General features: G+C 37.1%; 12 protein-coding genes. 9 read left to right on the top strand and 3 right to left on the bottom strand.

What is annotated here, in order from left to right; all coding sequences use genetic code 11:
* The first annotated feature begins 125 nt into the window (after positions 1–125).
* The 3 genes from K332_RS0112945 (at position 126) to K332_RS0112935 (ending at position 2,355) form a co-directional block, all read left to right on the top strand.
* A complete protein-coding gene (locus K332_RS0112945) occupies positions 126–728 on the top strand; it encodes a lysozyme family protein (protein WP_026907831.1) in 603 nt (200 codons plus the stop codon).
* A 64-nt stretch (positions 729–792) separates the two neighbouring features.
* Complete coding sequence (locus K332_RS0112940; protein ID WP_026907830.1) at positions 793–1,170, top strand: RidA family protein; 378 nt, start codon at positions 793–795, stop codon at positions 1,168–1,170.
* A 12-nt stretch (positions 1,171–1,182) separates the two neighbouring features.
* The gene (locus K332_RS0112935) at positions 1,183–2,355 is read left to right on the top strand and encodes an iron-containing alcohol dehydrogenase (protein ID WP_026907829.1); all 1,173 of its coding nucleotides are present in this window, start codon (positions 1,183–1,185) and stop codon (positions 2,353–2,355) included.
* 177 nt (positions 2,356–2,532) lie between these two features.
* Here K332_RS0112935 and K332_RS0112930 read toward each other — a convergent pair whose 3' ends face one another.
* The 3 genes from K332_RS0112930 to K332_RS0112920 all read right to left on the bottom strand — a co-directional run bounded on the left by K332_RS0112930 (position 2,533) and on the right by K332_RS0112920 (position 5,756).
* Positions 2,533–2,778, bottom strand: coding sequence for a YuzB family protein (locus tag K332_RS0112930; RefSeq protein ID WP_026907828.1), 246 nt, complete (start codon positions 2,776–2,778; stop codon positions 2,533–2,535).
* A 69-nt stretch (positions 2,779–2,847) separates the two neighbouring features.
* Complete coding sequence (locus K332_RS0112925) at positions 2,848–4,221, bottom strand: MATE family efflux transporter (RefSeq protein WP_036688902.1); 1,374 nt, start codon at positions 4,219–4,221, stop codon at positions 2,848–2,850.
* Positions 4,222–4,559: 338 nt separating this feature from the next.
* On the bottom strand, positions 4,560–5,756 hold the full coding sequence (locus K332_RS0112920) for an MFS transporter (RefSeq protein WP_036688899.1): 1,197 nt from the start codon (positions 5,754–5,756) through the stop codon (positions 4,560–4,562).
* A 233-nt stretch (positions 5,757–5,989) separates the two neighbouring features.
* Between K332_RS0112920 and K332_RS0112915 the strand changes: the two genes are divergently transcribed.
* The 6 genes from K332_RS0112915 (at position 5,990) to K332_RS0112890 (ending at position 13,127) form a co-directional block, all read left to right on the top strand.
* A complete protein-coding gene (locus K332_RS0112915; RefSeq protein ID WP_026907825.1) occupies positions 5,990–6,898 on the top strand; it encodes a DUF1002 domain-containing protein in 909 nt (302 codons plus the stop codon).
* Between the two features lie 317 nt (positions 6,899–7,215).
* Entirely contained in the window at positions 7,216–8,910 is a 1,695-nt protein-coding gene (locus tag K332_RS0112910) for a peptide ABC transporter substrate-binding protein (RefSeq protein WP_026907824.1), read from the top strand.
* A gap of 341 nt (positions 8,911–9,251) precedes the next feature.
* Positions 9,252–10,187 (top strand): ABC transporter permease, encoded by a 936-nt coding sequence (locus K332_RS0112905; protein WP_026907823.1) that lies wholly within the window; start codon positions 9,252–9,254, stop codon positions 10,185–10,187.
* Entirely contained in the window at positions 10,187–11,110 is a 924-nt protein-coding gene (locus K332_RS0112900) for an ABC transporter permease (protein ID WP_026907822.1), read from the top strand. Before K332_RS0112905 ends, K332_RS0112900 begins: the two co-directional genes overlap by 1 nt.
* Before the next feature lie 15 nt (positions 11,111–11,125).
* Positions 11,126–12,154, top strand: coding sequence for an ABC transporter ATP-binding protein (locus tag K332_RS0112895; protein ID WP_026907821.1), 1,029 nt, complete (start codon positions 11,126–11,128; stop codon positions 12,152–12,154).
* Complete coding sequence (locus K332_RS0112890; protein WP_026907820.1) at positions 12,147–13,127, top strand: ABC transporter ATP-binding protein; 981 nt, start codon at positions 12,147–12,149, stop codon at positions 13,125–13,127. The genes K332_RS0112895 and K332_RS0112890 overlap by 8 nt, the downstream gene beginning before the upstream one ends.
* Positions 13,128–13,586: the final 459 nt, after the last annotated feature.

Genomic DNA, 13,586 nt, shown 5'->3' with positions numbered 1-13,586 from the left:
ATTTGTGGATAGCATGAGGATAACCTCTATATTTTGTAGTGGGTTTCGACAAAGGATACGAAATATTGACAAGTTCCATATGTTTTCTGTGGATAACTTTTTATTTGATTGTAGAGTGATGGGGAATGAAGAAACAAACGAAGAAAGCTATAAAGCAAACAGCATTCTTGGCTATAGGGATTGTGTTGGTTATGGTATGTATATCACTTATCGTTGATAAAGGGCAATGGAGTGACCCAGCTATTAACAGTGAGGTTCTAAAACATAAACCACTTGTTGAAAAGTATGCGGAAGAATATCAGATTGCAAGCTATGTGGATATATTACTTGCTATGATGATGCAGGAATCGGGTGGAAGAGGGACTGACCCCATGCAATCATCTGAAAGTTATTGTGGAAAAATAGGATGTATTGATAATCCAGAGCTTTCCATAAAACAAGGAGTTTTTTACTTTTCTGAAACACTGAAAGATGCTGGTTATGATTTGGAGCTCGCTATTCAGTCCTATAATTTTGGAAGAGGATTTATAAATTATGTGCAAGAAACAAGTGGACAATATTCACAGGAAGTAGCAATTGCATTTTCGAAAGAGATGTATGAAAATGCCCCAGATAAGTCTATATATAGCTGTTTGAGAGAGGAAGCAAAACAGTATGATGCCTGTTACGGAGATATCTATTATGTGAAATCTGTGATGGGGTATGTAGATCGTATTAGGGAACAGTAATAGTTGTAAAAAACAAATGATAAGAGCTATGATTTAACCAAATCAAACTAAAGGAGGAAAAAAGATGGGAAAAGAAATTTTTACTGAGAAAGCTCCAGCAGCAATTGGACCTTACTCACAAGCTGTTGACATGGGGAATGTACTATTTGTATCTGGACAAATTGGTATTAATCCAGAAACAGGAGAGGTTGTACCAGGTATTGAGGCTCAAACAAAACAAGTGATGGAAAATCTGAAGGCAATTCTGCATGTTGCAGATGCTGACTTTTCAAAGGTTGGTAAGTTCACCATTTACTTGTCTTCGATGGATGACTTCGCTACGGTGAATGAAATTTATGGTAGCTATTTAGAAAAGCCCTATCCAGCACGCGCAACAGTAGAAGTAAGTAGATTACCAAAAGATGTACTAGTAGAGATTGATGCAATCGTAGTAAAAGATTAAGGAGGAACAGATTTGGATAACTTTACATACTACAACCCAACAAAACTTATTTTCGGTAAAGGGCAGTTAGATACTCTGCCTGCTCAAGTAAAACAATATGGTAAAAAGGTGCTTCTTATATATGGTGGTGGCAGTATTAAACGTAACGGTATTTATGATAATGTCATGGATAAACTTGCGCAGATTAATGCAGAAGTTTACGAATTACCAGGCGTTGAGCCGAATCCAAGAATATCGACTGTTCGTAAAGGTGTAGATATTTGTAAGAAGGAAGGTATTGAATTCCTGCTTGCAGTTGGAGGCGGTAGCACGATTGACTGTACAAAGGCAATCGCAGTTGGTGCGAAAACAGAAATTGATATGTGGGATATTGTTACAAAGAAAAAACAAGCAAATGATGCACTACCATTTGGTACAGTATTAACCATCTCAGCAACCGGATCAGAAATGAATAGTGGTTCTGTCATTACAAATTGGGAAGAGAATGAAAAACATGGCTGGGGTGCTGCTCCATACACATATCCGAAGTTCTCTATTTTAGATCCAGCCCATACTTTTTCAGTACCTAAAAATCAAACCATCTATGGCATTGTAGATATGATGTCACATGTGTTAGAACATTACTTTCATCAAGCTGAAAATACGAAAGTACAGGATCGTTTTTGTGAGTCAATCTTAATCACGGTTATGGAAACGGCACCTAAGCTATTAAAAGACCCGGAGAATTACGAGTTACGTGAAACAATCATGCTTTCTGGAACATTGGCATTAAACAATATGCTTAACATGGGATTCCGAGGGGACTGGGCAACCCATAACCTAGAACATGCGGTTAGCGCCGTTCATGACATCCCACATGGTGGAGGATTAGCAATACTGTTCCCATACTGGATGAAACATGTACTAGACGAAGAGAATGTATCAAGATTTAAACAACTAGCCGTACGAGTCTTTAATGTAGAGGTAGATGGGAAACCGGATAAAGAAGTAGCTCTCGAAGGAATCGAAAAACTAAGCCAATTCTGGGAAAGTATCGGAGCCCCGACCAAACTTTCCGACTACGGAATAGACCCAACTACGCTTGAACAAATGGCAGATAAAACCGTAGTAGCCGCAACGGAGTATGGTAATTTTAAGAAATTGACAAGGGAAGATTCTTTGGAGATATTTAAGGCAAGTTTGTAAGTGAAATTTGACGTTGAATAGTTCTATTTATTTGTTTTGGGAGAACTACTGAAGAGGGCAATATTTGATATTTACACGGAGTGTATTCGGGCCACGGACTTGGCCATATAAACAAATAATTAGACAAAATATTTCCCCGGCAATAAAAACTGTCGAATAAAAAGAACTAGCCATTTATCACTGATAAATAGCTAGTTCTTCCTTAATAACTTCCCTAATTTTATCCAAACATTCCTCTGGGGTCTTCCCGAAAATCCTCCGGTTATTAACAATCGCATATGGCTTTACTCGACATAATCCACAAAACGATAAACAATCACTAGTTAAAACCGCAACCTCAGGAAACTCCTCTTCTAAAATTTCTTCTATATTTAAAGTTGTAATAGCATTACCATCACATACTTCAACAACAACAATACCCATAAGCCATCACTTTCTTTCATGAATTACATGGAATGACTGAATAATAGCATTATCAACATTTCATTTCAATTATCTTGCTTCCCCTGTAACTTCATCTTTATCTTTTTGGACAAAACTCATATTTACCCAATTACGTTGTTTCCAACGACGAAGCATTAATACCCCACGTAACCATTCATCAGCAATGAAAGCAATCCATATCCCAATTAAACCAAGTTCAAGATAAATGCCAAAGAACCAGCTAAAGGTAACACTAACTCCCCACATAACTACGATTCCAATATAAACAGGAAACTTTACATCACCTGCTGCTCTTAAGGAACTAATCATAACCAAGTTAAATGCACGGCCAGGCTCTAGTGCAATGGTTAAAAGTAATAGAAATGTCCCTGCTTCAATGATCGATGCATTATCCGTAAAGATTCCAAGAAATGGTTTGGCGATAAGATAAACAATCCCTGCCATTGTTAACGAAATAAAGATAGAAAGGCGTAAACTCTTAAGCGCTCGTTCATAGGCATCTTCAATTTTTCCGGCACCAATCATATGTCCTATCAATATTTGTGTACCCTGGCCAATAGCAACGGAAAATAAAAAGATAAACATCATAATATTTTGCGTATATACTTTTGTTGTAATTGCAATAGTTCCAAGCTGTGCTACAAAATACGTAATAACCATTTGACTAGCATTATAGGATAATTGTTCACCTGCAGAAGGTATTCCTATCTTTAATAAGCTCTTCACATGCATTTTTTCATAGCGGAAAAAGTACTTAAAATTAATTTCCTCACCCGTACGTTTCACAAGAAGTAAAATAAGGGCAATGAATCCTATTAATCTACTGATTGCTGTAGAATAAGCTACCCCTTCCACACCAAGAACAGGAAAACCAAAAGGGCCAAAAATTGCAAAATAATTTCCTATAACATTAAGGATGTTCATCCCAATGGTTACAATCATCGTGTCTTTCGTATGACCATAGCTTCTTAAAATAGCACCTGTCGTCATGATCAATGCTTGAATAAATATGAAGCCACCTACAATTTTCATATAGGATAGTCCTTCACCCATCAACTCTGGAGGTAAATCCATCATCGTTAATATTGGCTTACCCCAAATGAATAAGCAGATGCTCAAGAGAATAGAAAACAGTAAATTCATACTTAATGCATTAAGAGCAATTTGTCCAGCTGCTTTTGGTTTGTCTGCACCGATATTTTGAGCAATTAAAACTGCTGCCCCCTGTGCAACAAATCCGAACATAACAATAACTACGGAAAGTATCTGATTAGAAACTCCAACTGCAGCAACCGATTCATCCGAATACTGGCTTAGCATGAGCGTATCTGCATTACCCATTAACATATGTAGTAAAATCTCAATAAAAATTGGCCAAGTAATAGAAAACAATGTTAAATTTTTTGTGGTTTTAGAACTCAAGATGTACCCTTCCTTCTATCAAACAATAGGAATAGTTTACAATGAATTGAAAGAAATAAAAAGAGTATATTATTAGATTTGCGAAAAAAGTGGAAATATCATATGGAAAATGAATTACTAATAGCTGTTGGTTCATTTCATCATTACACCTTCCTTAAAATGAACCGCAACAGGATCTTGTGATTCATTTCATCTATTAATCTGCTACTAAATTTCGCGTCGCAATATCCTTTATAGTAAAAGAAAAATCCGAACTAATACAAACATCCAATAGGAGAATATTGTATACTAGTTCGGATCACATATTAAAACATATTAATCTCAAAGTAAATTTAGAATCATCGTGAAGATAAGGAATGACTTTTACTAGTTGCATATTCATATTTATACCAAGCAACTAGTAGGAACACACCACTTAAAATAAGTACGCCACTTGTAAAGAAAAATACAGATGAAATACCATAGAATCCTGCAATAAGTCCACCAAGAGCAGGACCGATAATATTACCTAAGAATCTTAAACTAGTGTTGTAGCCTAGTACCTCACCTTGCATGGATAATGGTGCTTCTTGACGGATATAAGCAATCCTTAACGGAATAATTCCACCAATTGATACCCCTAACAAGAAGCGGACAAGCACAAGTTGCCAAATGGATGTAACAAATGCACCTGATAAATAGACAATGCCAGCCATGAAAAGTAACACGATTAAAAACTTAATATATCCGTGTTGGTCTCCAAGTTTACCCCATTTTCTAGTCATGATTAAATTACCAACTCCAGCTGCTGAGAATGCAATTCCGGAGAAAAGGGCTATATTTAGTGGTCCGTGAATTTCTTCCACATATAACGAGAGGATGGGCTGCACACTGAAATGTGCAATTTGTACTAGTGCGGAGATAATCATCACAACAAGTAAAACAGGATGCTTTACAATATGCAGAATAACTTCCTTACTAGAGTATGCCTTATGTTCTTTATCAGAGGAAAATTCTAATCGCTTTTCCTTTATCCCAAAAAGAACGATAAGGGCAGAAAGTAAAATGGAAAATGCTACCCATTTAAATGTAGAAGAAAATCCAAATGTATCTGCAAGTGCTCCTCCAAGTAGTGGCCCCATTAGCGACCCAGTAATACTACCAGTTTGGAGTGTTCCTAGAACTTTTCCAGCAACATTCTTAGGAGTTTGTGTTGCAATAAGTGCTTGGGACATCGGTATAAATCCGGTGAAAATCCCCATGATAAGTCTTAAAATGAATAATTGCCAAACGTTGGTTGCAAATCCCATTAAAAATATGGATACTCCCATACCGGTTGCGAAAAAGACAAGTAATTTCTTTCTTCCATACTTATCCCCAAACCGTCCCCAAATTGGAGAAAAGATAAAAGCAGCAATAAATGTAACTAAAAACACCCAGCCTGCCCAATTCTGAACATAGACATCAGAAAAGTCACCAAAGGAATCGATATAAAGTGACAGGAATGGAATAACCATGGTCATGCTTCCTGCTACGAAGAAATTAGCAAACCACATAATAACTAAATTACGTTTTACAAGGAAGTTTTCGGTATTAATGGATCGTTGCCTTCTTTCTATAAAATATTTCGTTACCCTAAATATACCGGAATACGAAATAAATTGAAAGAATAATAGCCTCTAGATAAAAGGTGTTATTTTTTTGAAAATGGGTATAATCGAAGTAGTCATCTAATATTTTGTTAGACAAGTAGTGTGAAAGAAATTTAGAGGAAAAGGAGCTATAAACGATGAAACGATATGTAAAATTAACAGCTCTGTTTACATTAATTATCACTTTGGTAGCGTCTTTTGCCATGCCGGTAAGTGCGGATGAAGTTATTAATGAAAAACTTGGTGTGCCTATTGTAGTCTATGGTGGCAGCTTAACGGAAGAACAAAAAGCAGAGACACAGAAGATACTGGAAGTAACAGACTCAGAGATGGTTGACGAGTATACGGTAACTGGTGAAGACTTAGTAAACTATATTGGTGGAAACTCAAAAGCTAGAATGTTCTCTTCTGCAAAAATTACCATGGAGGAGGAAGGAAAAGGTTTAAGTGTTACCATTATTACTCCTGATAACATAACAGAAGTAACTAGTGAAATGTATACGAATGCTTTACTTACTGCTGGGGTAGAACATGCTACTGTTATTGTAGCTTCGCCTGTAAAAGTAACTGGGCATTCTGCCTTAACAGGGATATACAAAGCCTACGACGCTGAAGGTGTAGAGCTTGATAAAGAAAGAATGGAGCTCGCAAATGAAGAACTTAATGTTGCTACAGGCTTAGTATCTGATGCTGGGCTTAGTAAGGAACAAGTAAGTGAATTAATTACAGAAATTAAACAAGCTATTGCCGAACAAAATCCTGCAACAATAGATGATGTTGAAAGAATTGTTCAAGAACAATTGGACAAACTAGAAATTTCTTTAAGTGAAAAAGATAGACAACTTCTAATCGACTTATTTGAGAAGATGCGTGACTTAAATATTGATTTTGATAAAGTGAAAAATCAATTGAGTGATATAGCAACAAAAGTTCAAGATCAAATTGATGATTTACTAGCTGATGAAGGATTCTGGGATAGTGTAGGGAACTTTTTCAAACAATTATTTGATGCGATTGCAGAGTTTTTTACTAATCTATTTAAATAGTATCATGAAGAATAGTTAGAGCGTCGAGGGACAGACACCTAGCAACGAGATGAGCATAATTAGCTGATTTTGTTGAAAAGGGTCTGTCTCTCTTTTTGTAATTAAAAAAATAAGGCATTCTTCCTAATTGAATTTAACTAATAATTCCATTTTTAATGACTATTTGCCCATGTTTGAATTAGCTAATTTGTAATAATAAATTAAATTTTATAAAAAAGTTGATGAAAATTTTTAGAATAGGTTGTATAATGGAAAACAAGTTCAGGATTTAGACTATCCCGAATTGTAAGAATATAAAAATAGGAGGGTCTACACATATGTGGAAAAAGTGGTCATTACTATTAGTTCTTTTATTTGCACTCGGCCTAGTTCTTGCTGCATGTAATGGTGGCGATGATGAGGCTAACGGCGAGAGTGGGGATAAGGAAACGGAAGAAAAGAGTGAGGAATCAGGCGATTCTGCTACAAAAGATGAAGGTGAAGATACTGGAGATGTTGAACAAGTATTAAACGTGAACATTAAATCAGAACCACCTTCATTACACCCTGGTCTTGCAACAGATACAACTTCTGGTGCGGTTCTTGACCAAGTATTCGAGGGGTTAATGCGTATTAACCAAGAAGGCGTTGTGGAGCCAGCGATGGCAGCCGCCGAGCCTGAGATTTCAGAAGATTTGTTAACGTATACATTTACAATTCGCGATGATGCAAATTGGTCAAACGGTGATCCAGTTACTGCGCACGACTTTGAATTTGCATGGAAATGGGTACTAGACCCTGCTAATGCTGATACGGATTATGCTTATCAGTTATATGTAATCAAGGGAGCACAAGCTGCTAAAGAAGATGGTGGCTCTCTAGATGAAGTTGGTGTTAAAGCTCTAGATGACAAAACACTAGAGGTTACTTTGGCACAGCCAACACCATATTTCTTAGATTTAACTGCTTTCTATACTTATTACCCTGTTAACAAAGCTGTTGCAGAGGCTAATCCTGATTGGGCACTTGAAGCTGGTGATAACTACGTATCAAACGGTCCATTCGTACTTGATACATGGGAGCACAAAAACAAGGTCGTAATCAAGAAAAACACTGGGTACTGGGATGCAGACACAGTAAAACTTGAAACAATTAACATGTTAATGGTAGATAATGAAGATACGGCACTTCAAATGTATGAATCTGGTGACCTTGATTGGGTTGGATCTCCAACTGACTCGGTTCCATTAGCTGCTATTCCTTCACTTAAAGAAGATGGATCTTTAAACATTACTGCACTTGCTGGTGTATACTACTATGCATTTAATACAGAAGCAGAACCATTCAATAATGAAAATATTCGTAAGGCATTTGCTTTAGCAATTAACCGTCAAGGTATTGTTGAAAACATCACAAAAGGTGAACAACAACCAGCGATGGCATTAGTACCACCTTCTATTTGGGAAGAAAGCAATGAAGGATACTTTGCTGATAATGATGTGGAAACAGCCAAGGAATACTTAGAAGCTGGTTTAGAAGAGCTTGGACTAGAAGAGTTGCCGCCACTTAAGTTATCTTATAACACAAGTGAAGCACATGGTGTAATTGCTCAGGCAGTTCAAGATATGTGGAGCAAGAACCTTGGTGTTGAAGTTGAACTTGGAAATGAAGAGTGGAACGTTTACCTAGATTCTATGGGTTCTGGTAACTTCCAAGTTGGACGTATGGGATGGCTTGCAGACTTTAACGATGCAATTAACTTCCTTGAGATCTTCAATACCGTTGGTGGAAACAACTACACGAACTGGGAAGATGCTGAGTACCAAGAATTACTTGCACAATCTAGAACAGAAACAGACCCTGCTGCTCGTAAAGAAGTCCTAAGAGAAGCAGAAGCAATCTTCATGGATGCTCTGCCAATCGCACCAATCTACTTCTACACAAACGTATGGACTGCTAAAGACTACGTGAAGAATGTTGAAGTATCAGGTCTTGGTGGGGTTCAATACAAGTGGGGCTATATCGAAAAATAATAGTTCGCTAGAAAAAATATGAAGTAATACCAAGATAGGAAGCATGAAGTATGTTTCCTTATCTTGGTTGCTTCTATATTAATTGGAAATCCTTTTGTAACTTGTGTGAACAAGGCTTTTCAAGAGATTTAGAGAATAACAATTTAATATCTAGAAGACATGCAAAAAGAAACCGTTGACGCCTTCTTAGAAATACAGGACAAGAGTATTTCTTTCGCATAAACATAGGATGATTATTCTTTTTTCTTGAAAAGGAAAAGGGAATAGGAGGGGTGGATTGTTTCACCTCTTTTTTTCGTTTCGAAAGTATTAGTTGTACAAGTTAATTGGAGGTGTATATATTGGTAAATTATATTTTGAAAAGAATTGGGTATATTGCTCTCTCTCTTTTCTTAATCATCAGCGCAACATTCTTTTTAATGCAAGCAGCACCAGGAAGTCCATTTGCGTCTGAACGTAAAATGACACCAGCCATAGAAGAACAAATGATTGAAGCATATGGGTTGAATGACCCTATTCATGAACAATATATTACGTATGTGGTAAATTCACTAACGTTTGATTTTGGTCCTTCCTTTAAATTTGTTGGACAAGAGGTAATGGATATTATCCTACGTAGTTTCCCATATTCCCTTGTTTTAGGGCTGGAAGCCGTATTTATAGCGATAGGATTTGGTGTCTTATTAGGTGTTTTTGCAGCACTGAAACATAATCGATTTGGAGATTATACGGCAATGATCATCGCTGTAATGGGTATATCCGTACCGAGCTTTATCATGGCGACTATTCTACAATACATATTCGCCTTTAAACTAGAAATGTTTTCGGTTGCAAGGATGGAATCCTTCTCTGATACGATTCTACCTGCAATAGCGCTAGCGACTACACCACTTGCATTTATTGCACGTTTAATGCGCTCCAGCATGCTGGATGTGTTAAGTTCAGATTACATTAAAACGGCAAAGTCAAAAGGAATGAGTCAGCGAATTGTAACTTATAAACATGGACTTAGGAATGCTTTGTTACCAGTAATCTCCTATATGGGGCCGTTAGTAGCAGGGATATTAACAGGAAGTTTTATTATTGAACAGATTTTTGGTATCCCTGGTCTAGGTAGTGAATTCGTTACTAGTATAACAAATCGAGACTATACAGTTATAATGGGAACAACAGTATTTTATAGTGTTATTCTTTTAGTTAGTATATTAATAGTAGATTTAATTTATGGAATAGTTGATCCAAGAATTAAGCTCGTAGCAAAGGGCGGTGGAAAGTAATGGCACAGTCGCAGCTTTCAAATGCAGATTTTGAACGACTTAATATTGATTATGGAGAATCAGAGAAAATCGTCGGACAAAGTACTTCCTATTGGAAAGATGCTTGGAGAAGGTTTAGAAAGAACAAATTAGCGTTAATGGGAATCATCGTTCTACTTTTATTAGGATTCATGGCAGTTTTTGGTGCTGAAATATCCGGGAAGAACTATAAAGATACAGATTTAATGTCAACGAATTTAACTCCATCCGCAGAGCACTGGTTTGGGACAGATAATATCGGACGAGATATTTTTGCAAGAACATGGGATGGTGCTAGAATTTCCTTGTTTATTGGACTAACAGCAGCATTTCTGGACCTTATTATTGGAATAATTTGGGGAGCCTTTGCTGGATACTTTGGTGGGAAAGTAGATGAATATATGATGCGAATAGCGGATATTCTGTCAGGACTCCCATATCTGTTAGTTGTTATTTTGCTGATGGTAGTAATGGACCAAGGTATATGGACGATGATTATTGCCATGGTTATCACAGGGTGGATTAATATGGCCAGAATTGTTCGTGGACAAGTTATGCAGCTCCGTTCTGAAGAATATGTGTTAGCATCACGTTCTCTTGGGGCAAGTAGTTCGCGATTACTATTCAAGCATTTGATTCCCAACACACTTGGGCCGATCCTTGTTACGTTGACACTAACAGTGCCAAGTGCGATTTTTACGGAAGCATTTCTAAGCTTCTTAGGACTAGGTGTGCCGATGCCGCACTCAAGCTGGGGTGTAATGACAAGTGATGCACTTGGTGCATTGCGGTATTCCCCATATCAGCTTTTCTTCCCAGCGTTCTTTATTTGTTTAACGATGCTGGCATTTAACGTAATTGGTGACGGTCTAAGAGATGCATTAGATCCGAAAGAACGTAAATAGGAAGGGGAGATACAAATGAAGAAAATACTAAGTGTAAAAGACCTTTCTGTCAATTTTGAAACATATAAAGCAGAAGTACAAGCAGTTCGTAAAGTTTCCTTTGATTTACATGAAGAGGAAACACTTGCAATAGTAGGGGAATCTGGCTCAGGGAAAAGTGTAACAGCTCAATCAATTATGCGGCTTATTCCGATGCCTCCAGGAAAATTTGTTAGTGGATCCATTGAATTTAATGGCGAAGACCTAATTGAAAAGTCTGAGAAGCAAATGGAGAGTATTCGCGGTAAAGAGATCGGTATGATTTTCCAAGACCCGATGACTTCATTAAACCCAACAATGACAATAGGAAAACAAATTGCAGAAGGACTAATTAAGCATCAAAATATGTCTAAAAAAGAAGCCCATTTACGTGGGGTTGAATTATTAAAATTAGTTGGTATACCTAACCCGGAGAAGAGAATAAAGCAATATCCGCATGAATTCTCTGGTGGTATGCGTCAGCGTGCAATGATTGCAATCGCGTTAGCATGTAATCCAAAAATTCTAATCGCAGATGAACCGACCACTGCACTAGATGTAACCATTCAAGCACAGATATTAGATTTAATGAAGGGATTACAAAAGGAAACGGGAACAGCAATTATTCTTATTACACATGACCTTGGAGTAGTTGCGAATGCAGCACATCGTGTCGCGGTCATGTATGGTGGAAAAATAGTAGAAACGGGTTCTGTTGATGAGATTTTCTATAATCCAAGACATCCCTATACATGGGGTTTACTAGGTTCTATGCCAAAACTAGATAATCATGATGAGGAACTAAAAGCCATTCCTGGTTCCCCACCAGATTTATCTGACCCACCACAAGGGTGTCCATTTGCTGCTCGTTGTCCATATGCAATGAAAGCATGTTCAACCCAAATGCCGGAGTACTTTGAACTATCCGAAACACAAAAAACTGCATGCTGGCTGTTAGATGAGCGTGCACCAAAAGTCGAACCACCAGAATTTGTGAATGTAGGAGGTTTGAAGGTAAATGGCTAAACCAAAAGAAAAAATTCTTGAAATTAAAGAACTAAAAAGACATTTCAAAGTAGATCGTAAAAATGTGTTAAAAGCAGTTGATGGTCTTACGTTTGACATATATAAAGGGGAAACATTTGGCCTTGTAGGTGAGTCTGGATGTGGGAAGTCAACAGCCGGCCGTACGATTATGGGGCTTTATCAAGCAACGGATGGAGAAGTTGCCTTTAAGGGGGCAAGCGTTCATGCTAAGAAATCAAAGAAACAATTAAAAGAATTAACTCGCAGTATGCAAATGATATTTCAAGATCCATATGCTTCGTTAAACCCGAGAATGACCGTGAAGGATATTATTGCTGAAGGTATCGATATTCATGGCCTTGCAAAAACAAAAAAAGAACGGGAAGACCGTGTGATTGAATTATTAGAGACAGTTGGATTAAATGCTGAACACGCCAACCGCTATCCACATGAATTTAGTGGTGGGCAAAGACAAAGAATTGGAATAGCTAGAGCACTAGCAGTCGATCCGGATTTCATCGTGGCGGATGAACCTATCTCAGCGCTGGATGTATCAATTCAGGCCCAGGTGGTTAACTTACTTAAAAAGCTGCAGAAGGAAAGAGGATTAACATACTTATTTATTGCGCATGACCTATCCATGGTTAAGCATATTAGTGATAGAGTCGGTGTTATGTATCTAGGGAACATGGTGGAAATTTCAACAAGTGAAGAATTATATGAAGAGCCACTACACCCGTACACCCAAGCATTATTAAGTGCTATCCCAATGGCGGACCCACAGGTGGAACGAACAAGAGAAAGAATTATTCTTGAAGGTGACGTACCAAGTCCTATTAATCCACCAAGCGGCTGTCCGTTCCGAACAAGATGCCCTATGGCAATGGAAATCTGTTCAAAAGCAGTACCACAATTCATTGAACATAAAAAAGACCATTGGGTTGCTTGTCATTTATATGGTGATAAAAAATAAATCGTATAGAAAAGAAGTTTAAAAAAGATTAGTGTGATAGATGATTATTATTACACTAATCTTTTTTTGTGTTTTTATATACTTCGCTTTGCTCCGGGTTCTAGAAGAAATGCCTCCATTACAACGAGACCATTCATCCTTAACCCCATATTCCGTGAATCAAACCTTCTACCCTCCTAATCATATTACAAAATCGTATAAATCATTAAAATAGTATGAAAAAATAAATTATTTAGCGACGCGAAATATTATGAAAATTTTAATTAAAATCAAATAATAAAAATTCAGTAAAAAAATCTAGTGATATTAAACTATTATAAAAGCACCAACAAAACCAGTACCATCAAGTGTTTTGGGGAATTGAAGGATATGAATATTGAAATTTTATAAAATTTTTTAAACATAGGGGGTGACATTTTTGGGAGAATAGTAGTATAATTACTTTCATCAAGTAATTCC

This window comes from Paucisalibacillus globulus DSM 18846 (assembly GCF_000482485.1).
Classification (GTDB): Bacteria; Bacillota; Bacilli; order Bacillales; family Amphibacillaceae; genus Ornithinibacillus; species Ornithinibacillus globulus.
The sequence above is the reverse complement of the archived record's forward strand: the minus strand, read 5'-3'. Positions and strand labels throughout refer to the sequence as shown.